The sequence below is a fragment of the Pseudomaricurvus hydrocarbonicus genome (assembly GCF_011602365.1).
Classification (GTDB): Bacteria; Pseudomonadota; Gammaproteobacteria; order Pseudomonadales; family Cellvibrionaceae; genus Pseudomaricurvus; species Pseudomaricurvus hydrocarbonicus.
The window spans coordinates 45,660-69,143 of record NZ_JAAONZ010000001.1; the positions used below are offsets into that span (position 1 = coordinate 45,660).

Genomic DNA, 23,484 nt, shown 5'->3' on the forward strand with positions numbered 1-23,484 from the left:
AGATCACCAACCGAATCTTTCCCTGAACCACCACCAGAAAATAAGCCTTTTAATCGGTCAAAGGCTTGTTGAGGGTTCTGTTCTATATCGGGAGGTGATTGGGGCAGAGCCCCCCAGGTGTATCAGAAACGTCATTTCGGGACAGCATTTAGAACGCTTTTCGATGGGAACAGACAAAATTGATTGTCTTTGCCTATACTGGGGCCCGATTCCAATTTACAGTGCATGGTGCGCGAATCGTCCCTGTCGGACAGAAATCTAGCCGGTATCATTTACCCACCTTATTGAGAGCAAGGTTGGTGAGGCTACCGCCCTCACCCTCCCAATCGGCTAACTCCATGCAATATGGCTCTTGCTCCCCAAAAAGGATGCATAGTCGTCTGCGCCAAACCGGACGCAGTATTTATGCTGGCGCTTTCATTGATTGCTGGCAGGAAGATAAATCTCCTGCAGCTGTTCTTAGCGCGTTTCATACCTCTTCCTGAAATTCGACCATTGCAACAACCAGCAGGACCAACAAACGTTTTAATATTTCTTACAACGGTTTTTCAACGATAATCTCGACACGACGGTTCTGCTGACGCCCGGTACCAGTGTCATTACTGGCAACCGGTCTGTCCATACCCATACCTGCTGCGGAGAGTCGCTGCGATGAGAGACCCTGCTCGATGAGATAATACCTAACAGAATCGGCACGACGCTGGGAGAGCCCATGATTGTATTCGACGCTGCCGACATTATCGGTATGCCCTTCAATCTGAACACGCCGCTTGGGATACTGGTTCAGAAAGCTCACCAGCTTGTTAAGATCGCTGTTGGCGCCTCCCCTCAGCTCTGCACTACCCGTGGAGAACAAAACATCGCCCAAGGTCAGAACAACTCCACGGTCGGTTACTTCTGCCTTAAGGGCGTCGATCTGGCGCTGATATTCGCTTGCTTGCAACGCCGCAGCAGCAGCCGCTTCCTTCTCCGAACTTTGCGCGGCATCAGCTGCACTGCGTGCCCGCGATGCTTCGTCACGGGCGTTGTCCGCTTCGCGAGTGCGTGCCCGTAGCCGCGCTTCATCACGCTCTTCACTCAGCCACGCGCGCTGATCCTCAGTGTAGCGGGTGACTGCCTTCGCCTCAGCAATCGCTACCTTTCGATCCGCCATATAGACCCGATGTTCGCCCAATGCGGTTTCCGCGTTTGGCAATGGCTGCTCGGCAATGCGTACGGCGGCATCTGCCTCCCGAATTTCAATCCTGGCGCGATCAGCCAGGGTTGGATCATTCTGCAGCGCGGTCAATTTGTTACGCACCTCCGCAGCGCCCTGGGGACTTGAAGGCCCGGTGGCACACGATGCGATGACCAGCGACGAACATACCAGCCCGGTAACCATTGTTCCGCGCCTTACATATTTCGTAATTGAAAAGTTCATTGCTGATCTCCTGTCCGTCGCATTTCTTCGATAAGAGCATCTGCTCCATGGGTCATTTCCCTGTTGATTGCCGTCGCCTTCGCTGACTCAGTTCGCGCCAATGCGAGCTCCGCCGCCACCAGCGACTGTCGGGCGAAACGCTCTGCGTCAACCATCTGCTCCTTACTGACGAAGCCTTCCGCTTTCTTAAGTTGCTGCTGAGCTTCATCCAACTCGGCCCCTGCATACTGACGCGCACCCAGCTGTTCGGCACTCGCAATAGCCTCTTGGGCCTCCGTCAGAGCTGCTGTAGGATCCATTGGCGTTGAGGCGCAGGCACTGATCAAAACGATTGCCACCGCCAAAACCATACCCCTACAGCTAAACTTTCTGTTCTTTAAGCGGTACATTTCCATACTCCTACTAGGTGACGCATTATCCCGTTTAACCCCACAACTTACGCGGAGAACGGCAAAAAAAGAACAGGAGACCTCCGATCGCTATCGCGCCCGCACCTGCCCAGATCGGAAAATTGACTCGTTCCTATCTTCGACCATTTCGTAGTTTCAATTGTGAAGGAGTAATGGCTGTTCTTCTGTACGATAGCGCACGTCCGCAAGGGCTTATACGGCCAATGCCTGAATTCCAACGGTTCCACGAAGTATTTGAAAGCGGCATGACGACGATGGTTTTTATTGTGCTGTTGCTGCCCGAGTGTGATATTTCCGTGAAAGAGGTGAAAACCTTTTATTCACGATTGTAAATCCTTGCGCAGCGTCTGTTCCAACTCCTTGGTGGCGGTGATATCCAAAAGGGTGATCACCACCCCGTCAATCACATTGTCCAGTCGGCGGTAGGGCATGATCCGTACCGTGAACCAGCGGCCATCGGTCGTAAGGATCTGCTTTTCGGAAATGGCCAGGGTGTTGAGCGTTGCAAGGGAATCATCGTTCAATTCCGGATACTGCAGGCTGGTGGTGAGGTCACTGAGGGGGCGGCCAATATCGCTTTCCCGAAGATTGATGATTTTCGCTGCCCTGTCCGTGTAGCGGCGCACATTAAGGTTCTGGTCGAGAAACAGAATGGCGATCTCGATGCTGTTCAGTAAATTCGTCATATCGCTTTGTGCGAGAAACAGATCATCAAGCTTGGTCTGCATTTCCGTGTTGATGGTTTGCAGCTCCTCGTTCATGGACTGCATTTCTTCCTTGGACGTGGTCAATTCTTCATTGGTTGACTGCAATTCCTCATTGGTCGATTGCAGTTCCTCGTTGGCTGACTGGAGTTCTTCACGGGATGCCCGGTTTTCCTCCCGCAGGGCCTGAATTTCATCCTGGCATTGTTGCAGTTCCGCATCATGGGACTGCTGTGTTGCTGTTCTGGACGTTTTTTTGTGTGCCGGGCTGGCCTTAGCCGTGGTGATATCGCGAAACACGATCATCTTCATGCCGCGCAGGGCCGTGGGCTCCTGTAGTGCCTGTACGGTGACATCGACGCTCTGCATAACGCCGCCGGGCAATTGTATCTGGAGGTTTTGCAAGTGCAATGGTTCGCTCTGGTTAGCGGCGCGGTGCAGGGCACTGGCGATGGGTGTCCGTAGGCCTTCCCGGACCATAGCGTGAAAATTCCAGTTGACCTTGCCGGCGGCAGGCTCCAGGTATTTACCCGTGCGCCCACTGATATAAACGATATCACCTTCATCGTTGACCACGACGGCGGCCGGGGCGTAGACCTGCAGCAGTACCTGGTCGGCCGCGGCCTGCAGATTATCACTGCTCTGGCTGGATGTATTGCTGTGGGTCACGGGAGACTCCTTGGCTGTCCTGGATAAGGGCGGGAACGATTTTAGCGGCAGCCTGAGGTCACCGCTCTCGGCATCATCCCGGCGCAGATAAAGTCGCAGTTTGGGTTCGATGGGGGCAAACAGCTGATGGAAGCGGCCCACAGTCTCGGCGCTACCCAGCAGCAGCCCCCCTCCGGGGCGCAGGCTGTAGTGAAACAGGGGAAGCAGTCTTTGTTGCAGGCTCTGGTCGAAGTAAATCAGCAGGTTGCGGCACGAGATCAGATCGAGGCGGGTGAACGGGGGGTCGAGCACAACATCCTGTTGGGTGAACAGCACCAGGTCACGGATATCACTGTTGACCTGGTAGCCGTCACCATGGCGGCTGAAAAATCGGGCCAGCCGCTCGGTTGAAACGCTGCTGGTGATGCCGCCGGGGTAATATCCTCGGCGCGCTGTGGCAATGGCGTCCGGACTCAGGTCGGAGGCGAAGATCTGCAGCGTGAAATGATGGGGCTGGGGCAGATCTTCTAGCACTTCGGTGAACACCATCGCCAGGGAATACGCCTCTTCCCCGGTTGAGCAGCCAATCGTCCAGGCACGCAGGCTCGGTTCTGCCTGATGCCGTGCCAGTAACGCCGGAAGCATGACGTCTTTCAGATGTTGCCAGACGCTTGCATCACGAAAAAAGCTGGTCACCCCGATCAAAACTTCCTTGAACAGTAAATCAATTTCCTGGGGGTTATGCTGGAGAAAGTCAGCGTACAGTGTCGCCGTCGCGATGTTGTGTATCGCCATACGCCGTGCCATTCGGCGCTGCAGGGTGCTCGGTTTGTACAGCGAGAAATCGTGGCGGGTGTGCTCCCGCAGCAGGCGCAGAATGCGCTCCACGGGGGTAGATTCCTGTTCGGTATTATTTACCTTGGGCATACTCAGGTTGTGCATCTGATCAATGCAAACCCGGATGCGGGCGGGCAACTCGTCAGCAGGGGCAACGATATCGGCACAGTTTCCAGCAATGGCGCTTTTGGGCATGGCGTCGAATTGTGCCGTGCCGGGGTCTTGTGCCGCCGTTAGCCCTCCCACCGCCTTGATTGCCTGTAAGCCCTGGGTGCCATCGTACCCCATCCCTGACAGCACCACGCCGATGGACCGCTCACCCCGGGCGCTGGCCAGAGAAGAAAACAGCACGTCAATAGGCAAACGCAGTCCCCGGGGTTCCATGGGTTCGGCGAGGACAAGTAAGTCATCGACGATGCTGAGTTCTCTATTGGGGGGGATCACGTAGACGCAGTCAGCCTCTATGGGCATCCCCTGAGTGGCTTCTTTTACGGGCATTGGAGTGACCCGCTGGAGCAATTCGGTGAGCAACGCTTTATGTGTAGGGTCGAGATGTTGCACCACCACATAGGCCATGTGACTTTGAGGGGGAATGTGGGCAAGAAACTGTTCCAGCGGCGCTAGCCCCCCGGCCGACGCGCCAATTCCCAGGATGCGTATCGCATCAGTTGACTTTATCACTGACTTCAAAGGTATCTCAGCCGCCTTGGTGCGTGACCGGGTTACGCGGCACAGGTTTGCTCGCAGCATGCCAGCAGAACATAGGCGCTACTCGGCGACCTGGATGCCATAAACTGTACTTGCCCTGAGGTTTTCCCATCTCCACTTAGCTGTACCGTGCATGAAGCCTGACCGCGGCTTTCAGCTACTCGTCTCAGCAACTCAAGCAACTGTGGCCGGTCAGGGGGGAGGAGGAAGGAGTCGATACGCTGACCAGCCAGATCGTCCCTGGCAACCCCAAAGAGATTGATGGCGGAAAGATTACCCAGAATGACATTGCCAACAAGATCAACTAAAAAATAGGCAAGTGGAGCGGCGTCGTAAAGTTCCCGGTAAAGGCTCAGGGTCTTGACGAGCTCCATTTCATTGATGGCAATTTCCTCGTTCTGCAAATCAAGTTCCACCTGATGAACCTGCAATTCGTGGAGCAGCTTAAGGGCGTCCTCCGCGCTTTCGGGATTACTCGACAGGCGATGGAGCAAACGCAGGGCGTCTACGCCCATCGACCAGTGGCTTGTAGAAGGAGCAGTTCCCATTAAAAGCTGTTCTTCAGCTTTGTCCCGCAATTGGGTATAAACGCTGGGTTCATAAGCGGTTGTGGACATGTGGCCTCCGGGCCTGATTTCGGCATACGTCACTCATAGTAGCCTATCGCGACAGGGTTTAGTATGGCGTTCTCCTTTATATTCAGAACACCTGCAGTTTCTGATTTTTGGCTCTGAATTTTGCTGCGAGCCAGAAGCCAGAAGCCAGAAGCCAGAAGCCAGAAGCCAGAAGCCAGAAGCCAGAACTATAAACCATAGCGTATTGCAGTTCGCCAGACGTGTAACATGGTGTAGTTAAAACCAGATGAGGGTTTAGCATACCTTCATTCTCTCTATCGGTGCAGGAGATTGACCGCCCTTCGGCGCAATCACCAGGAAAATATCTCCATTAATTTAACGCGAGTCATGGAATTAAAGCGTTGCGGAGTCGCGAAGTATCTCGCCAACGTTCATCTCCTCCTTCGACCATTACGCAGTTGCATTTTAGTGTCTATGCCATGACAAGAATTCGAAGTCATGTTTTGCCATTGATCTGCGTGGTGGTGATACGACGTAACTGCCCTAGCAGTCAAACTCCTCTTTCAGTCATGGTATGGGCGGCAGACCTTGTGTAGAAATGGATAACTCAGGGCGAATATCGTCGGGCATGACTTTATCAAAACCTGTCGAGAGGCCGCATTCCCTCGGCAATCAATCTCTCTGCGCCATCGATCCAGCAATGAACCCTCAACATCCCACCAAAGTCAGTCTTTGATAATCTTTTCAAAGCTTTTGATCTGCTTTTCGGCTTCGTCTTTTGTAATACCGTAAGCCTTCTGGATTTCGCCGCGCAATTGGTCACGGTTGCCGGCGATCACATCCAGACGATCATCGGACAGCTTGCCCCAGTTCGACTTGGCTTTACCCTTGAATTTTTTCCAGTTACCTTCAACAATATCCCAGTTCATACTTCTCTCCTGTGTGCCTATCTGGCGTTATCACCAGCCTGTGAAACAGACGAAAACTCTTCTTCATTCTCAAGCTCGACACATTTCGTCGTCGGCCAGTAAACGAGTCTTACCTTTTTCCGTCTCTCTCATTGTACTGGCATGGATAGTTTGCGTTTTGGTCACGTCCAATGCCTGTGTCAGCTCACCCGACAAGATGCCCATCGTTTGCCGGATACTTCTCTGCCGTTACTTCTACCTTGAAATTGGTCCATTTTCCAAGCTCGGTATTCCAGTTCATATCAAAGCCTTTTCTTTCAGTGACTCCGGTTATTTTTTCTCCGGACAAACATGACTGTAACGTTTTTCTGCTCCTTATTGGTCAGATCAGGGGCAGGCTTACGGAGTTGAATATTTCGGCCATTGCCAAATGACCTTCCCACAATAGGGGTTTTACGTAATCACAAGACCTCAACCATTATCGGTCCATAGTGCGACTATAGGAATAGGATATCTGTGCGCTGTCACACATAAGTATTTCGAATGGGTCTACCGGTAGATTCAGAAATAGTGGTTTATTAATCAACCTGTCAGGATTTTTAAACTTGCTCGCCTCTAAACTTGCTCGCCTCTAAACTTACTGCCTCTATGGCATGGCAAATTGCTGGCTTAGGCCTCCTATAGAACTGCCAGTGCTATGCTCGGGTGTTCATACCTTCGCCCGTGCGGTAATACCCCCTGCTGAACGCCCAAATCGATTGGCGAATGTTATTTCATCAACAAGTCAACGCAGCCATCAAGCTGCGCGGACCTTTACATGGGTCCTTCATACGCCGTGCCCGCCACATTATCAGGGAGGTTTACCTCCCGAACTGTGGCTAGCCGCGGGTTCCATCGATGCTGACGACGTGGGAAAACGACGTGGGAAAACAATGGAAACCCGGCCGGTTATTGGCCCACAATCCCGTTCAAACCGACCATGCGCCAGGCAAACAACAGTTCATCGCTGACATGATTGGTATGCGTAGGGGCGACTCGGTACGGTCTCCAGAGGATACTGCGGCGAAAGCACAAGAAAAATACGGCGACATCCGTTCCTACACGCCCGTTCCGGGCACTGGCCTGATGCCGGTTTCAATAATCTCGAAAGTTGGGTGACACTATAACGTTCGATAGCGTACAGATCCCATGCCCTACCTGGACTAAACTCCCCAGTCACAGGCATGACGTAAAGCAGTGGGCTATCAGTTTCCCGGGCCGTCTACTCTAAGGATGAGGAAAGACGCGCCTACAGGACGTAAAGGAGAAAGGGAACATTAAGGGACGACAGGGAGGTATTATGGTGAGCCCGGGAAACTGATAGCCCATTGTGCGGCGCCTTGTTTTTTGTTCGATACGGCCAGGGTTCCCTTGGCGCCGCAACCCAGCTTTGTAGACAACCCGCCCAGAAAGTGTATCAACCCATCAGTTTCTGTTATTAAAATAAGGTTTTTAATACGAAGAGATTGTTGACTGCATAAAATATTATCCTTGCACGCCGTAAAGAAACTACAATGAAAAGACTGTAGACTATAGGATGCCCCCTAAAGGAAACCTCAGAGGATGCCCTTGCCTTTACAACCAACTCAAATGCAACCAACTCAAATACAACCAACTCAAAACCATCTCCTTGCAGCATTACCATCTGAAATCCAGGAACGTATTTTCCCACATCTTGAAGAAGTTCCGATTGCCTTGGGCAAGGTACTGTACGAAGCAGGCGACAAAATGCGCCACGTGTTTTTTCCCATTGACTCTATTGTGTCGTTACTCTATGTGATGGAAAGCGGGGCATCGGCGGAAATATCCGTCGTCGGTAATGAGGGCCTGGTGGGTATCTCACTGTTTATGGGCGGCGAAAGCACTTCCAGCCGCGCCGTGGTCCAGAGTGGCGGCACAGCTTACCGACTACTGGGGCAACGACTTGTTGATGAGTTTCATCGGCACGGGGAGTTAATGGGGCTGGTATTGCGCTACACCCAGTCGCTGATCACCCAGATGGCGCAGACCGCAGTATGCAATCGCCACCACTCCATTGACCAGCAATTGTGCCGCTGGCTGCTGCTCTCCCTCGACCGCTTACCCTCGAACCACCTGGTTATGACCCAGGAGCTTATCGCCAATATGCTCGGTGTACGCCGCGAAGGGGTGACAGAAGCGGCTGGACGGCTGCAAAAACTCGGTGTCATCGAATACCGCCGGGGACACATCCAAGTAATAGACCGGCCCCAACTCGAGCAATTGAGTTGTGAGTGCTACGCCGTCGTAAAAAAGGAGACAGACCGTTTGCTGTCTCCGTCCCGCAGCGGCGGGCGACTATGAAGGTTTCAGGCCACTGGCGTCCACTTCGCTGACACCGCGCACATTGTTGGCGAGCGCAACTACCAGGTCATGCTCTGCGCCGCTGGCCACCTTACCGGTCAGTGTGACCACACCATTCCTGCTCGTTACCGAGATAGCCGAGCCTTCGACATTGCTTGAATACATCAGGGTCGACTTGACCTTGGTGGTAATCCAGGTATCAGAGATACCCTGCCCCATTTCGGATGCTGTCTCTTTGGCAGTTTCTGTCATCGTACTCTTCCCCTCTTCCACGACCAGCTTGTTCTTTACCGCTTCAACCCCGTGAGTTTTGGTCGCCAGAAGACCTGCCATCTCTTTCGCTGCCGAACTGTTGGCAGTACCGAGTAAGGTGACTTTACCGGATTGTGTTTCCACGTTGGCAGACAATCCCTGGGCATGCTTGCTCCAAAGCAACTTGGATTTTACTGCGGCGGAGATAGAGGCATCTTCAACCACTTGAGCGTAACTTCGACCACTCCAAGAACTTGACGGTATAGCGTCAGCTTCGACCTCAATCCCGTTATCCACATCCTTGATACCTCTGACACCCAGAGCAATCTGTTGGGCCAACTCTTTACTGATATCCTCATTGACTTTGCCGGTCAGGGTTGCGAGTCCGTGGTCCACGGTGACTTTAATGTCGTGGGCATCCAGGTGCCGATTCAGGGCATAGGTAGTCCAGATCTGGCTCTCCTGGCGGGCCTCGGTGATATCTTCTGCCAGCTTTGGAGCCGCCAGGGTACCGGCACTGACGACCATAACCAGCGAGATAGCCGAGGCGAGGGCGAGTTTGCGGGATTTTTTACACTTGTTCATCTTTTAACGCTCCATTAGTGAAAATCCGCTTGCTGTATTTACCATCGGATTCGGGTTTGTCGGTTTTGTCTCTTTTTTCAGGAGGAACATCGGAAGGACTGATCTTTTCAGCGGCTGAACCCGGTGGATCAACCGCAGACACCTCTTTCCGTTCCCCGGATAAACTCGCCGATGCGCAGTTGGCCCTGTAAATCTTGTAATGTTTCTTCGTCGTCTCCAGGAAAGCTTACATTCTGCAAAACAATCGAGTTGATTTGGCTTCTACGCAAAGATTACCTGCAAACAAAACGACGATCAGTGCGCTGGCACACCGATTGGGGGGATGGCGACATTTCGTTGACGATAGCAACTTTATGACCCGGGGCACCCTGCGTCACCGGCCTGACCTTTGTGGTATTGCGTACAGACCCAGGTTAACTGCCTCTCTAACATGGTCTACATGGCTACTATTACCAACAAATTTCTGTCTTCAGTATCCGGGCACAGTGTCAATGGCGACACGCCCGTCAAACTGAGTCCTGTATGTCCATCTTGCAACGGTCCTTTATACCGGATTCGGCGTCGCCACCTCGATCGACTATTGTCAATGTTCGTGCCCGTCAAGCGTTACCAATGCCGCGCGGTGAAGGATGATTCCACTTGTCACTGGCAGGGGATTTTGCCCGTACCGGCTTATGGTGGAATAAAAGCAGGTTACGATGTTTCTGGCAGGACGGGGACAATAGCTAATAGGATTTACCTGAAAATAGCCAAACAGTGGACTGAATCAATTCGCTACATCGCGAGACAGGCCCCCCCCCAGATCGATGAATCGGTCATGGGTAACTTTGTGGATGTCTCGTTCGAAGAGATGGCACAGATCACACTTGATTGCATTGGCGACGCCGTGCTTGTTGTAGACCCGGCGGGTAACGTGATCTATCTTAACAAGGTCGCTGAAACTCTTACCGGCTGGTCAAACGCAACGGCGCTGGGACGTGCACACCAGGACGTCTTTTATATTATCGATGGCAATACCCAACAGCGGGGCACAAGCCCCTCACTCCGAGCCATTAGCGAAAATCGGATCGTAGCGCTGGCTCTGGGTAATGTCCTGATCCGCCGCGACGGCACCGGGATCTCGATAGAGGATTCCGCGGCGCCCATACATAATCGCTTCGGAAAGATCGCCGGCGCAGTGATTGTTTTCCACGATGCCTGCCACTCCCGGGTTGCTATAGAAAAAATGGGCCATCTTGCCCAACACGACTTCCTGACCGGCCTGCCCAATCGAGTGCTAATGATGGAACGACTTACACAGGCGATTGGAATGGCCAGTCGGCATGGCAAGCAGGTGGCGTTGCTTTTTCTCGACCTGGATCATTTTAAGCAAATCAACGACTCCTTTGGCCATGCGGTTGGAGATCAATTGCTGCGAGAAGTTGCTGCGGACATCGTGGCCTGTGTGCGGTCCACAGATACCGTCAGCCGGCACGGCGGCGATGAGTTCATTGCCCTGTTGCCCGAAATCGAACATATTCAGGATTCCGCTCAGGTTTGCGAAAAATTAATCACTAAGTTATCTCTGCCGCGGGTTATCGGGGGTCTGCAGTTGCAGATTGGCCTGAGCATCGGCATCAGTATTTATCCAGACCACGGACTCGATGCCCGCAGCTTGGTGGACAATGCAGATACCGCAATGTACACCACTAAAGAAACCGGTCGAAACGGCTATCGATTCTTTCGCGTGGACGAACGACGCCACCTTTCGTCGGTGTCCGCATTCAGCGCACGATCCGATTAGTCATTACGCAACACCTGCACAGTGTCGTAAAAAAAGTATTGCGATTGCGGTACCTGTTCTGGTTTGTATTACGCTGATCCTGAGCTGGTCAGACTCATTGGCCCCCTTGCTCTGGCTGATTGATAGCCGGGTTCGATCTGATCAAATCATTTCCTTAACACAGCTGCATAACTAGGAGTTTGGATGGTCGTCCATGTATGCCAGCAGACAGACCTCACTCCATTCTCCCCGTACACTGCTGTTACATAGCCAATCAGCATGCAATTTCCGTATGAGAAAATGTCCGGCTACTTCCCTCAATACGCCGGCTGACACTCAAGTGAATCTGCAGGTTTACTCTGATATTTTGGTAAAGAAGCAACAATACATTGTGGTGGTAAGTCAGAACTCAGATTTTGCCGCCTGAATAGCTGTGAATACAACGGAGGTAATTCCATAAAAATGATTAATAGTATGACCGGCACTGCAGCGCTTTTCGCGGTGATAGTGACGGTTACCGGTTGCTCCGGAATGTCCCGGCGGGACAAGAACACTGCCGTGGGCGCTGTGATCGGTCATGAGGTCGATCAAACGTTCGGAAAAAGCAACCTCAATGGTACTGCAGCGCCGTCTGATTAAGCGCGTGGCTGTAAAAATCTGAAAAATTCAAGCGCCTCACGATTTTAAATATGATGGCTTGATTTAGTCAGCTTGTTAAATTAACCAGGAAAACCATATGAAATATTTCAATCAAAAAATTCTTACATTAAGCCTGCTAGCGGCCGCTGTTCCGGGTTTGGCATTAGCAGCTGAACGCACCTATGGACCTGATTCAGGTGACCGGGAATTTTCATTGTCAGGAACTGGCAGCAGTGCCAAAGATGGTGATAATAGCAACTTTGGGGTAACCGGTGAATTAGGCTGGTTCACATCAGATAATATGGTGTGGGGTATCCGCCAGAGCGTCAACTTCGCAGATATTGAGGGCGAAAATACCAAGAATGACTATTGGAACGGGAGTACTCGCCTCTACACTGATTACCACTTCGGCTCCAATAAGGCCAGGCCCTTTATCGGTGCTTCATTAGGCGGTATCTATGGCGACGGAGTTAATGACACAGGCTTTGCCGGTCTTGAAATTGGACTGAAGTACTACGTACTTGAAAATACCTACATTCTGGGTCGTGGGGAATACCAATTTTTCTTTGAAAGCGGCAGCGATGCAAACGATAACTTTGATGATGGAGCCTGGGCCTATGCTGTAGGTATTGGCTATAACTTTTGATCACTAACGATGCCTGAGAAATCTAAGGAACCTCTGAATAACGCTATATTTCACAACATTTCTTGATAGAGGTTCCGTTTTTCGGGCTAAATATCTCCGCATTTCTCATTTTTCCATCTGAAATTGGCCTTTTGGCCAATTTCAGATGGAGTTATCCCATTAGGGCATCATATAAGGCTCAGCGCGAAGCAAATTGGCAAAGCCGGCCAGAAGATACAAACGGTTGCTGTTCTTTGCCAAACCGCGATAGCGGACTTTGCTATGACCAAATTGGCATTTCATTCGGTGGAAACAATACTCGACTTTGGCTCTAACACTGGCCTTAATTTTTTCCGCCTGTGACATCGGATCTGATTTAGCCGGCGTCGAGCGCTTCCCCGGACGCGTGGCAATCTGCCATTCTATGTTGCGATCTTTGTGTTCCTCACGCTTGTCTGAACCTTGATAACCCGCATCACCCCAGATCCGCTTTTCATGGCCATGTAATAACTGATCTACCTGGGTGATGTCATCAACATTGGCGGGTGTCGTCGTCAGGCTGTGAATGAGGCCCAGCGATTCATCAACAGCCACATGCATCTTCATGCCGAAGTGCCATGCATTGCCTTTCTTAACTTGATGCATCTCAGCGTCGCGCTCACCCTTTTCATTTTTGGTCGAAGAGAGCGCGGCAATAATGGTCGCATCCACGATACTGCCTTCTTGGAGCTTCAGCCCCTGGGAAGCCTGATGGCCCTGGATGATGTCGAATAAACGCTGGCCAAACTTAGGCTTCTCCAGAAAATGACGAAAGTTAAGAATGGTCGTCTCGTCTGGCAGGTTATCTGACATCCTTAGCCCGGAAAAACGGTGCATAGACTCAATTTCATATAGCGCATCTTCCATCGCCGGATCGCTCAGAGTATACATAAGCTGCATAACGTGAATGCGCAACATCACCGGCAGTGGATAGGGCTTGCGGCCAGTAAAAAACGGTTTCTATTACTGGCAGAAAATCCTCGGCTGTTAAAGCATCGCTCGGGTTTCATTGAGGGATACGATAGTTATCCGCAGGGTCAGCATGTCATCTTTTGCCTGATTGGCCAGGGATGCATTGAGATCATTGGTATTCCTCACAAAAGAGATGGATATCGTCTAATATTTCCTGCCTCACTGATCACTCTACTCTTACCTTTCCTCCCATCCGTTAAATTTTCTCAACCTTTCTGTTCCCGCTTGAGTGCGTCAGCGAACCGACTGCCCCTCTCCCCTAGCGTATTGTTGAATTTGATCGTGAATTCCATGTTTCGTGACGATTCAGAACCCTCCCGGTAATGATGCCGGAGAAGAAACGCTTAGATGAAGCGGTTAACCAGGACATTTTGTCCGACTAACACACTCTGCTCTACTCGAAGGAAATTCGTATGAAGAAGCTACATTCATTTGCACTTTATGCATTGGTCACACCAGCCATAACATTAGGTGCGGGTTCTTTGCTGGCCGAAAAACCCACTCCCTCAGTTACCCAAGATAGTCAAAGCACACAGCGCGCCGAGCAATCCGATTCGCGGACAGCGGCAGATCGTCAAGACACCCGCGATCAGTCTCGCATGCAGCACCGGGGCTATATGAGCTCGGCTCCGGCTAATGGTATGCAGGCGAGCGACCTCATCGGGACTGAGGTTAAAACCACTGGTGATGAAGATGTGGGCCCGGTGAATGATCTGATTATTAACAAGAACGGTCAGGTCGTGGCTATTGTGGTCAACGTGGGCGGATTCCTCGGTATGGGTGAGGAAGCTGTAGCCATTGGCTGGGATGACGTAACGAGATCAGGTACTTCTGATAAGCCAGAACTGCGAATTGACCTGACCCGTGAAAATCTGCGCTCTGCGCCTGAGTTTGAAAAGCAGAAGTGAATTCCAGCATCCCCACTTATGGTGGAATGAACAGACGGCAGGGGCGAAAGCCTCTGCCGTTTCCACTATGCTAGTGGGCCGACACACACTCTTTGTAGATGCGACCACGGTGCATCCCTCAATGCTTTGATATCAACATGTCGTCGCGTAGGTTCTCCGCCCACGAGGCAACGACCGCGGCTTCCACCTTCTTCATTTCCTCTACGGGCGGCAGCACAGCCGGCAACCCGAGCGTCTCGATCCATAATTCGTCTTCAGTCACCCGCGCTTGCCGCAGGGCCGCTGGCATGAACTTACCGCAATAAAGCAGCATCAGCGGCTCCCCTGTCGCCAGCCACCACGCCCAGACGCAGGGAGATCAAGCCGCGGCCGTGGACGGAGAGCTTCTGACGCAAGACACAGCGCGGTGATCGCGATCAGCGCGGTGCGCTTCGATCCAGATACGCATCCATCAGCCTGGCGTTGCGCAGATTGGCCTTGAACGCGATATCGAACACGTCCCCGAGCACCGGTACCGCGCCGACCACGGCATCCAGTGCGACGTTCAGCACCATGCGCGTGAGCACCCTGGAGGGCACGCCGGCACGCGCCGCTAGCGCGACGATGTAGAACGACGCCCCGGCCGTCGCGAAATCGCCGACCACCGGCAGCAGCCCGATGAGACCATCGACCCCGATTCGGAAACCGCCGGGCAGACGGATCGAACTGTCCATCAGCCGCGCGAGCTGGTGCACGCGTGCACGCGCCGTGTTCATCGCTTGGTGATGATCCTCACGGCGTGGACGATGCCGGGAATATAGCCGAGCAGCGTGAGCAGAATGTTGATCCTGAAATGCTTGCCGATACCTTCCTGCAGGAAGACGCCTAACGGCGGCAGGAAGATCGCGATGATGATGCGTAACAGGTCCAATGGCTGTGCTCCTTAATACGATTGCCGTTTGGTCACCGGCACGTGGCCGTTCTCAAACAGGTCGAGAGACACTGCATCTTGACCCGTCGGGCCCGAAGGTTCCGTGCGACATCCCACACTAGGCCCGCGACTGGGATGACGTAACGGGATCAGGAACTGCGAATTGACCTGCCCCGTGAGAATCTGCGCTCTGGGCCGGAGTTTGAAAGGCAGAATTGAACTCCAGCACCCTTACTTGTGGCGGAAGAAATAGACGGGCCTCGAGCGACTGTGTACACCACCGCACAGACCATCCCACGACATACTGCCATGCTCCAATCCACCCTTATTGATAATTGAAGAAGAATCACCATGAAACTCAGCAAATTTATTATAGTAGCCCTGCTCGCGAGTACCCTGATGATCACGTTGTCTGCCTGCGAGAAGCAAGGTCCACTCGAGGAGGCTGGTGAGCAAATTGACGACACAGTCGAGGACGCGGGCGACGACATCGAAGATGCCACCGACGGCGGCTGATCGCTGTCTCTTCTCAATTGCGCGCCCCACCAGATGCTGAAATTCAGGTGCTCCAGTTCCGGTAGTATCCGCGCTCCCGAGCATCACGATCGGGAACTGGCTTGCAGTTACTCAGGAGCGGGACGCATCTACCGTGTATGGTCGCTATCGCAGCACGGAACGAGAGAGATGCTTTTTGCAATCACTACGGATTTCCGATTGAGAACACTCTCGTATTGATAGCATCGCGGGTCAAGTCAAGGTCCGCCGGGAGGCCCTTTCGGTTCCTATGAAAATAGTTCTGGTCGTACTGGCCCTGCTGCTGGTGATTGCTACAGCCCTTCCGTTACTTCGTTTCGACCAGTGGTGGATTCGCGTCTTTGATTTTCCAAGGGCGCAAATCACCATCGCAGGCCTCGCACTCCTTGCCCTCTATCTCTATTTCTGGAAGGCGCGACGCGTCTACGAATCCGTCGTACTCGCGCTATTGGTGCTGGCCGTGGGATACCAGGCAGTGAAGATGTTTCCTTACACGGTGCTGATGCCCAAGCAGGTACTAGCGGCTGAGTCGCGCTCGGACGACACCGACCTCAGCCTGCTCGTTGCAAACGTGCTGATGGAAAACCGGGATTCCGAGGCCTTTCTCGATGTCGTGCGCGAGTATGATCCTGACGTAATAATGGCCGTGGAGACAGACGAATGGTGGGAGGAGGCACTCAGGACACTGGAACAGAGGTATCCGCACACGCTTAAGAGCCCGCTCGGCAACACCTATGGCATGCTCGTGTATAGTCGACTCGAGATGATCGACCCCGAGATCCGGTTTATTCTCAAAGACAGCATCCCGTCGATGCATCTGCAGGCGGTGTTGCCGTCATCTGACCGGGTCTTTATGCATTTCCTTCACCCCGATCCGCCCAATCCGAAGTATGCAACCGAGACAACCGAGCGAGATGCAGAACTGCTGATCGTGGGCCGGGAAGTGGAAAAGCGCGATAAGCCAACAATTATTGCAGGAGACTTCAACGATGTAGCATGGTCCTATACCACCAACCTGTTTCAGAAAACCAGCGGCCTGCTCGACCCACGCGTCGGGCGGGGAATGTACAGTACCTTCAACGCCAAGAACCCCCTCCTGCGTTGGCAGCTCGACCACGTCTTTCACTCCGATCATTTTAAGCTCGTCCGCATGGAGAGAGGACCCGCCTGGGGATCGGATCATTTTCCCATCTTCATCGAACTGAGCCTGGAGTCCGGAGCAGAAGCAGAAGCAGAGCAGGAAGAACCGGATACGAACCGGACGGAAGGGGAAAAGGTAGATGAGAAGATCGAAGATGGTAAGGAGCACAAGGACGAATGACCCTGTCGGGAGCGGCGTCCGGCAGAATCCTGATATGCCGCCGGCCACAACTGCCGGCGCGCGCATTCCCGGGCTCTCCGTTTCATCCGGGAACTGGGGATCGAACCGTTCGGTTTGCCGCGGTCCTTCCTGCGCCCGGGCCGAGGACGTCCGCAACAGCATGCCGAAGGCGATGCATTGACCGGGCAGCCGCGTCGTGGAATCTGGCAAAGACCGTGCGGCAGCAAGGTAGTGCATGCAATCGCATACCAGATGGACCTCTGAGCACACCGGCGAGATGCTCTTACGCAATACTGCCCACGACTTCCATTCCTGGACGGTCGCAGCGCTGCTGACAGCCCATGAAGGAAGTCGGGTCCAACCCGGGACGTGGCCGCCGGTCGCGACGGCAGATGAAATTATCGAGCATAACCATCAGAGCATGAGCCAGCGTTCGCTAACGCACCGAAGCAGGATTCGTGCTGTGGTACAAAGGAATACACTCAACTGTTAAAGAAAACGAATCATGAACTCAATAATCTGGATTGTAGGTGCCGTCGTCATTGTTTTGTTTGTTTTGGGATTACTGGGGTTGCGCTGAATCCCTGGAGACCTCAGCCATGGGGACGCTCGCGATTCTGCAGCCGAAAATACCGATCGCTTATACAACTCGCCCCAGCGGAGTGGCAAGAAGCGTCGCGACCCTCGGCGTTGTCTGGCGTGTTACACAGCTGAGATGAGTAGCGGGAGGCGCGGTGGATTTGAAGAGCGACTATCCCTACTGGGCGGTCAAGAATGGCCTGATGTACGCCTTCCCCCAGCTCGATGCCGACATCAGTTGTGACGTGGCGGTGGTCGGCGCTGGCATCACTCGCGCACCATTCGCCGATGAATTGGCTGGCCACGATCACCATCTTATGGTGCTCGATCAGCGAGACGTGTGCTGGGGCAGCACCTCGGCCAGCACGCGGCGTTTAGGCATACCAGTCCAGCCTAAACGCCATGTGTGAGAGCTTGTACTACGCCAGTAATCGCAGGGGCCATCCGGTTCTGGCAGACGAATTTTCCTGGCGCAAACAACACGGTTTACCGGTTCGTTGGTTAAGCCATGCCCGACTCAAGAATCAGTACCGACTGACTGCTCCAGCGACCATCCTCTGTTCGGTGGCCGCTCGGGTTGATCCCTCCCGGCTTGGTTGCGCAGAATGCAGCGACAGGGCACGCAGGTGTTCGAGCGCACGCAGGTGAAAGCCATCGCGGCGAGGGCGCGTTCGCTACAGCTCACCATCGCCACTGGTCTGTCGACCAAGGCAAAGCACGCAGTGATTGCCAGCGGCTACGAAACGCAGGGCTGGTTGCGCCAGCGCGTTATACTCTCCACCGGCAGGAAAATTTTTACACCAGCCCAAACAACAAAACCCAGCCGGCCGGCTGGGTTTTGTTGTTTGGGTAGCAAGTGTTGCCCGTAGTGCCAGACATTGCCTGGCAGTGCGGGCTACTCCCACTCAATGGTCGCTGGCGGCTTGCTCGACACATCGTAGCTGACCCGGGAAACGCCCGAGATTTCATTGATGATGCGATTGGAGACGGTCTCCAGCAGCTCATACGGCAGGTGCGCCCAGCGCGCGGTCATGAAGTCGATGGTTTCTACCGCCCGCAGCGCAATCACCCACTCGTAGCGACGCTGATCACCGACGACACCGACAGACTTGACCGGCAGGAACACGGCAAAGGCCTGGCTGGTTTTGTGGTACCAATCGGCTTTGTGCAGCTCTTCCAGGAAGATCGCATCGGCTTCACGCAGAATGTCGGCGTACTCTTTTTTCACTTCACCGAGGATGCGAACCCCCAAACCCGGACCCGGGAACGGGTGACGGTAAACCATGTCGTAAGGCAAGCCCAACTCCAGGCCAATCTTGCGCACCTCGTCTTTAAACAATTCGCGCAGTGGCTCAACCAGCTCAAACGCCATGTCGTCCGGCAGGCCACCCACGTTGTGGTGCGACTTGATCACATGGGCTTTACCGGTTTTTGACGCAGCTGACTCAATCACATCCGGGTAGATGGTGCCCTGGGCCAGCCATTTAACGTCTTTCAACCGGGCGGCTTCTTCATCAAAGACCTCGATGAAGGTATTGCCGATGATTTTACGTTTCGCTTCCGGATCCGCCTCGCCTTTCAGCTTACCGAGGAACAGATCGGCCGAATCCGAACGAATCACGGTCACGCCCATGTTTTTGGCAAACATGTCCATGACCTGGTCACCTTCATCTTTGCGCAGCAGGCCGTTGTCCACAAACACACAGGTCAGCTGAGAACCAATGGCCTTGTGCAGCAAGGCTGCCACCACAGAAGAGTCCACACCGCCGGACAACCCCAGCAAGACCTTATCAGTACCGACCTGTTCACGGACCTTGTTGATGGCATCTTCCACAATATTGGCGGGTGTCCACAAGGCTTTACAGCCACAGGTTTCCAGCACAAAGTGTTCAAAGATACGCTTGCCTTGCAGGGTGTGGGTCACTTCCGGGTGGAACTGTACGCCGTAGAAATCTTTCTCTTCGTGGTACATACCGGCAATGGCGCAAGAGTCGGTTGACGCCATCAGTTCGAAACCTGCCGGCATTTCGGAGACCTTGTCGCCGTGACTCATCCACACATCCAGCAACGAGCTGCCATCGTGCTCTACGTGATCACGGATGTCGTGTAACAAGGCGCTGTTGCCATGTACCTTGACCTGGGCATAGCCGAACTCACGAATGTTGGACGATTGCACGCTACCCCCCAGCTGCTCGGCCATGGTCTGCATGCCGTAACAGATACCCAGAACCGGAACACCCAAAGTAAATACGACCTCAGGAGCGCGAGGCGACAGGCCCGCGGTCACGGATTCCGGGCCGCCGGCAAGGATAATACCCCGGGGATCAAAATCGCGGATTTCTTCTTCGCTCATATCAAATGCGCGAATTTCTGAATAAACGCCAATCTCTCGCACACGGCGAGCAATCAACTGTGTGTACTGTGATCCAAAATCGAGAATCAAAATACGTTGAGCGTGAATATCCTGGGTCATTGCCTATCCCGGTTGTTGAGTAATAAAAGTTGTCAAAATCAATGCTATGAAAAAGGGCCAGATTGCTTAACGGAATCCAGCCCTTGATGGCCTCATTGTGGAGACGTGCTCACATAAAAATTAGCGACCACCCACAGGGTAATTAGGGGCTTCTTTGGTAATCTGCACATCGTGTACGTGAGACTCACCCATCCCCGCTGCCGTCACCCGGACAAATTCGGGCTTGGTGCGCATGGTATTGATGTCAACGCTACCAGTGTAACCCATGGCCGAACGCACACCACCCATCATCTGATGCACGATGGCCGCCAAAGGCCCCTTGTAGGGAACACGACCTTCGATGCCTTCCGGCACCAGCTTTTCAGCGCCCTGACTGGCGTCCTGAAAATAGCGGTCGGAAGAACCCTGAGTTTTGGACATAGCCCCCAGAGAACCCATGCCACGGTAAGCTTTGTAGGTACGCCCCTGATACAGCTCGACCTCACCGGGCGCCTCTTCGGTACCGGCCAGCATGGAGCCCATCATCACCGCGTGCGCCCCGGCCACCAGTGCCTTGGCAATGTCCCCGGAAAAACGAATGCCGCCATCGGCAATCACCGGCACCCCGGTGCCCTGCAGAGCGTCCACCACATTGGCAATCGCCGAGATCTGGGGAACCCCCACACCACTGACGATACGCGTGGTACAAATAGAGCCCGGACCAATACCGACCTTGACACCATCCGCACCGGCATCCACCAGCGCCTTGGCAGCCGCAGCTGTGGCGATATTACCGCCAATCACCTGAACCTGAGGATAGTCTTGCTTGATTTTACGAACGCGCTCAATCACGTTTCTGGAGTGGCCGTGCGCTGTATCCACCACCAACACATCCACACCCGCTGCAACCAAAGCCGCTACCCGGTCATCTGTGTCAGGGCTGGTGCCGACGGAAGCACCAACACGCAAACGTCCCTCAGGGTCTTTACAGGCGTTGGGGTAACGCTCGGCCTTATTAATGTCTTTTACGGTAATCAAACCGCGCAATTCGAAATTGTCGTTCACCACCAGGACTTTTTCGATGCGGTGCTTGTGCAACAGCTCGCGGACTACATCCGCTTCGGCGCCTTCCGCAGCCGTGACCAGCTTTTCTTTGGGGGTCATGATGCTGGAGACACTGGCTTCCAGATTGGTCTCAAAACGGACATCACGGCCGGTCACGATACCCACCAGATTGCCATTTTCCAGCACGGGTACGCCGGAAATGTTGTGTTGCTGCGTCAGAGCAACCAGATCGCGAATACTGGCACTGGATTCAATAGTAATAGGATCCTTAACAACACCCGCCTCAAACTTCTTAACCCCACGCACTTCCAGTGCCTGCTGCTCAATGGTCATGCTTTTATGGATGATTCCGATGCCACCTTCCTGGGCAATGGAAATCGCCAGGCGCGCTTCCGTTACCGTATCCATGGCCGCTGACACCAACGGTATATTCAGGTGAATATCGCGAGTCAGTTGAGTCTTCAGGGATACGTCCTTTGCTGTAATATCCGAATAACCGGGCACTAACAAGACATCATCAAAAGTCAACGCTTCTTGGGCGATACGTAACATAGGGATCCAACCTCAATCACAGAGTTTGGGAACGGCAAATACGCCGAAACCGGAGCTAGTGTACTCATTTCTGAGGCCCCTTAAGTCGACGTACTGGCGGTTCCAAGATAAACGCGCAATTATAGGCTAAAACGCACCTCAGGGGAAACTGTAAATAGCCTGCCACGCCGCAATGGCTGTGATTGTGCGGCACTCTAATGACAGTTTAATTAACTTTTGGAAAAGCGCGTGCCTGGGCGCTAAAAATGACCATCCCTTCACCGTTAGCGCCTTCCCTGCGTGACAATTGAATGCCACAATACGGCCATGCAGACACAAAATCCCATACAAGCTCAACGAGACATCATCAGCGTCTCACAACTCAATCGCCGCGCCCGCCAACTGCTGGAAACTCACATGTCACTGCTGTGGGTCGAAGGGGAAATTTCTAACCTGGCCTGCCCCTCTTCCGGGCACTGGTATTTCACCCTGAAAGACGCCAACGCCCAAGTAAAATGCGCCATGTTTCGCAACCGCAACCAGCGCGTTCGCCATATGCCGCAACACGGACAACAAGTTTTGCTGCGGGCCCGAGTCAGCCTTTATGAGGGCCGTGGCGATTACCAGCTGATTGTCGAACACCTGGAAGATGCCGGAGAGGGCGCACTTCAGCGCGCATTTGAAGAGCTTAAGCTAAGACTGCACCAGGAAGGCTTGTTTGACCCCGCCTATAAAAAACCACTGCCGGCCTTACCCCGTCACATTGGCATTATTACCTCACCCACAGGTGCCGCGATTCGGGATATATTGCACGTCATGCAGCGACGCTTTCCGTCCATCCCCGTTTCTATCTTTCCCGTTGCGGTGCAAGGGGCGGAAGCTGCCGGTCAAATTGTACGTGCCCTGCACGCCGCCAACACCCTGAGCAGCTGTGATCTGTTGATTGTCGGTCGCGGCGGCGGCTCCCTGGAAGACCTGTGGCCTTTTAACGAAGAGATTGTCGCCAGGGCCATTTTCGCCAGCCAACTGCCCGTCATCAGTGCGGTGGGCCATGAAGTCGACATCACCATCGCCGACTATGTCGCCGATGCCAGGGCTCCCACGCCGTCTGCTGCGGCAGAAATCTGCACCCCTGACGGTCGTGACATGCTGCAACAGTTCATTGGGTATGGTGCCCTGCTTGAAGACGCCATAGCCAGACGATTGTCGCGGTCAAAGGAACGCCTCACCGCCCTCTCTGCCCGCCTGCAGCATCCGGGGCAGAAACTTCGCGCCCAGGCACAGCAACTGGACAATCTGGAAATTCGCCTTCGGCAAACCATGCACAGGAAACTGCAGATAAACAACCATCAACTGCAAAACCTGACCTTGCGCCGCGAAGCACTTAACCCTACGAGGCTACTTCAACAATACGCTCAACAGGTTTCGTACCTTGGGCAACGCCTGCAAGCCAGCATGCAACATAAGCTGCAAAAATCACAACAAGTGTTTGAAAAAAATACCGCACTGCTCGACAGCGTCAATCCCTTGAGTATTTTAAAGCGTGGTTACTCAGTCACCACCGACAAACATCAGCGCGTTTTACGCAACACCCGGGAATTACAAGTGGGTGACGCACTGGTCACTCAATTGTCCGACGGGAAAGTTCAATCGACTGTCGACAAAATTATTCCCTAAAATTCTTCAAAATGTGACAAATAGTGCGCATAAACTGTTGTGTTTACATTGACCTGTCTCAT

22 protein-coding genes and 1 pseudogene are annotated in these 23,484 nt (G+C 53.4%); 10 read left to right on the plus strand and 13 right to left on the minus strand.

Going from position 1 to position 23,484, the window contains the following annotated elements; all coding sequences use genetic code 11:
* Positions 1 to 535: 535 nt before the first annotated feature.
* From G8770_RS00175 to G8770_RS00195, 5 genes are all read right to left on the minus strand, one after another.
* A complete protein-coding gene (locus G8770_RS00175) occupies positions 536 to 1,420 on the minus strand; it encodes an OmpA family protein (RefSeq protein WP_208021955.1) in 885 nt (294 codons plus the stop codon).
* The gene (locus tag G8770_RS00180) at positions 1,417 to 1,758 is read right to left on the minus strand and encodes a DUF4398 domain-containing protein (protein ID WP_167180507.1); all 342 of its coding nucleotides are present in this window, start codon (positions 1,756 to 1,758) and stop codon (positions 1,417 to 1,419) included. Before G8770_RS00180 ends, G8770_RS00175 begins: the two co-directional genes overlap by 4 nt.
* 392 nt (positions 1,759 to 2,150) lie before the next feature.
* Positions 2,151 to 4,700 (minus strand): chemotaxis protein CheB, encoded by a 2,550-nt coding sequence (locus G8770_RS00185; protein WP_341771051.1) that lies wholly within the window; start codon positions 4,698 to 4,700, stop codon positions 2,151 to 2,153.
* A gap of 41 nt (positions 4,701 to 4,741) precedes the next feature.
* Complete coding sequence (locus G8770_RS00190) at positions 4,742 to 5,344, minus strand: PAS domain S-box protein (protein ID WP_167180509.1); 603 nt, start codon at positions 5,342 to 5,344, stop codon at positions 4,742 to 4,744.
* Between the two features lie 683 nt (positions 5,345 to 6,027).
* On the minus strand, positions 6,028 to 6,231 hold the full coding sequence (locus G8770_RS00195; protein ID WP_167180511.1) for a CsbD family protein: 204 nt from the start codon (positions 6,229 to 6,231) through the stop codon (positions 6,028 to 6,030).
* An 876-nt stretch (positions 6,232 to 7,107) separates the two neighbouring features.
* Here G8770_RS00195 and G8770_RS00200 point away from each other — a divergent pair.
* Positions 7,108 to 7,368 carry a hypothetical protein gene (locus tag G8770_RS00200; RefSeq protein ID WP_167180514.1) on the plus strand — a complete coding sequence of 87 codons (261 nt, stop codon included), beginning with the start codon at positions 7,108 to 7,110 and terminating at the stop codon, positions 7,366 to 7,368.
* Positions 7,369 to 7,812: 444 nt separating this feature from the next.
* Complete coding sequence (locus G8770_RS00205) at positions 7,813 to 8,571, plus strand: Crp/Fnr family transcriptional regulator (RefSeq protein WP_243760207.1); 759 nt, start codon at positions 7,813 to 7,815, stop codon at positions 8,569 to 8,571.
* Here G8770_RS00205 and G8770_RS00210 read toward each other — a convergent pair.
* Both G8770_RS00210 and G8770_RS00215 read right to left on the minus strand, forming a co-directional pair.
* Positions 8,566 to 9,408 carry a BON domain-containing protein gene (locus G8770_RS00210; protein WP_167180516.1) on the minus strand — a complete coding sequence of 281 codons (843 nt, stop codon included), beginning with the start codon at positions 9,406 to 9,408 and terminating at the stop codon, positions 8,566 to 8,568. The two genes, G8770_RS00205 and G8770_RS00210, sit on opposite strands and share 6 nt — an antisense overlap.
* Positions 9,395 to 9,550, minus strand: a complete 156-nt coding sequence (locus G8770_RS00215; RefSeq protein WP_167180518.1) for a hypothetical protein — start codon at positions 9,548 to 9,550, stop codon at positions 9,395 to 9,397. Before G8770_RS00215 ends, G8770_RS00210 begins: the two co-directional genes overlap by 14 nt.
* 444 nt (positions 9,551 to 9,994) lie before the next feature.
* Here G8770_RS00215 and G8770_RS00220 point away from each other — a divergent pair, with 444 nt between their 5' ends.
* The 3 genes from G8770_RS00220 (at position 9,995) to G8770_RS00230 (ending at position 12,455) form a co-directional block, all read left to right on the plus strand.
* On the plus strand, positions 9,995 to 11,191 hold the full coding sequence (locus G8770_RS00220) for a diguanylate cyclase domain-containing protein (RefSeq protein WP_208021957.1): 1,197 nt from the start codon (positions 9,995 to 9,997) through the stop codon (positions 11,189 to 11,191).
* Positions 11,192 to 11,644: 453 nt separating this feature from the next.
* Positions 11,645 to 11,809 carry a hypothetical protein gene (locus tag G8770_RS00225; protein ID WP_167180529.1) on the plus strand — a complete coding sequence of 55 codons (165 nt, stop codon included), beginning with the start codon at positions 11,645 to 11,647 and terminating at the stop codon, positions 11,807 to 11,809.
* 97 nt (positions 11,810 to 11,906) lie between these two features.
* Positions 11,907 to 12,455: a porin family protein gene (locus G8770_RS00230; protein WP_167180531.1), complete on the plus strand. Its 549-nt coding sequence runs from the start codon at positions 11,907 to 11,909 to the stop codon at positions 12,453 to 12,455.
* Positions 12,456 to 12,614: 159 nt separating this feature from the next.
* On the opposite strand, the pseudogene G8770_RS00235 reads toward G8770_RS00230, so the two are convergent.
* A pseudogene (locus G8770_RS00235) lies at positions 12,615 to 13,409 on the minus strand (IS5 family transposase); the annotation flags it as partial.
* A gap of 449 nt (positions 13,410 to 13,858) precedes the next feature.
* Here G8770_RS00235 and G8770_RS00240 point away from each other — a divergent pair.
* Complete coding sequence (locus tag G8770_RS00240) at positions 13,859 to 14,353, plus strand: PRC-barrel domain-containing protein (RefSeq protein ID WP_167180533.1); 495 nt, start codon at positions 13,859 to 13,861, stop codon at positions 14,351 to 14,353.
* Positions 14,354 to 14,471: 118 nt separating this feature from the next.
* Here the strand turns inward: G8770_RS00240 and G8770_RS23805 are convergent, their stop codons facing one another.
* The 3 genes from G8770_RS23805 to G8770_RS00255 form a co-directional block, all read right to left on the minus strand.
* Positions 14,472 to 14,666, minus strand: coding sequence for a hypothetical protein (locus G8770_RS23805; protein ID WP_208022004.1), 195 nt, complete (start codon positions 14,664 to 14,666; stop codon positions 14,472 to 14,474).
* Positions 14,667 to 14,769: 103 nt separating this feature from the next.
* Positions 14,770 to 15,108, minus strand: a complete 339-nt coding sequence (locus G8770_RS00250; protein ID WP_167180535.1) for a DUF4112 domain-containing protein — start codon at positions 15,106 to 15,108, stop codon at positions 14,770 to 14,772.
* Positions 15,105 to 15,263 carry a YqaE/Pmp3 family membrane protein gene (locus G8770_RS00255; protein WP_167180537.1) on the minus strand — a complete coding sequence of 53 codons (159 nt, stop codon included), beginning with the start codon at positions 15,261 to 15,263 and terminating at the stop codon, positions 15,105 to 15,107. Before G8770_RS00255 ends, G8770_RS00250 begins: the two co-directional genes overlap by 4 nt.
* A gap of 351 nt (positions 15,264 to 15,614) precedes the next feature.
* Here G8770_RS00255 and G8770_RS00260 point away from each other — a divergent pair, with 351 nt between their 5' ends.
* The 3 genes from G8770_RS00260 to G8770_RS23810 all read left to right on the plus strand — a co-directional run bounded on the left by G8770_RS00260 (position 15,615) and on the right by G8770_RS23810 (position 18,107).
* The gene (locus tag G8770_RS00260) at positions 15,615 to 15,779 is read left to right on the plus strand and encodes a hypothetical protein (protein WP_167180539.1); all 165 of its coding nucleotides are present in this window, start codon (positions 15,615 to 15,617) and stop codon (positions 15,777 to 15,779) included.
* Positions 15,780 to 16,047: 268 nt separating this feature from the next.
* Entirely contained in the window at positions 16,048 to 17,118 is a 1,071-nt protein-coding gene (locus G8770_RS00265) for an endonuclease/exonuclease/phosphatase family protein (protein ID WP_167180541.1), read from the plus strand.
* Between the two features lie 734 nt (positions 17,119 to 17,852).
* Complete coding sequence (locus G8770_RS23810) at positions 17,853 to 18,107, plus strand: hypothetical protein (RefSeq protein ID WP_208021959.1); 255 nt, start codon at positions 17,853 to 17,855, stop codon at positions 18,105 to 18,107.
* A 485-nt stretch (positions 18,108 to 18,592) separates the two neighbouring features.
* Here G8770_RS23810 and guaA read toward each other — a convergent pair whose 3' ends face one another.
* Together guaA and guaB are read right to left on the minus strand one after the other, a co-directional pair.
* A complete protein-coding gene (gene guaA / locus G8770_RS00275) occupies positions 18,593 to 20,170 on the minus strand; it encodes a glutamine-hydrolyzing GMP synthase (protein ID WP_167180543.1) in 1,578 nt (525 codons plus the stop codon).
* A gap of 120 nt (positions 20,171 to 20,290) precedes the next feature.
* Positions 20,291 to 21,766: an IMP dehydrogenase gene (guaB, locus tag G8770_RS00280; RefSeq protein ID WP_167180545.1), complete on the minus strand. Its 1,476-nt coding sequence runs from the start codon at positions 21,764 to 21,766 to the stop codon at positions 20,291 to 20,293.
* Positions 21,767 to 22,072: 306 nt separating this feature from the next.
* Here guaB and xseA point away from each other — a divergent pair, with 306 nt between their 5' ends.
* Complete coding sequence (xseA, locus tag G8770_RS00285; RefSeq protein ID WP_167180547.1) at positions 22,073 to 23,422, plus strand: exodeoxyribonuclease VII large subunit; 1,350 nt, start codon at positions 22,073 to 22,075, stop codon at positions 23,420 to 23,422.
* The last annotated feature ends 62 nt before the right edge of the window (positions 23,423 to 23,484 follow it).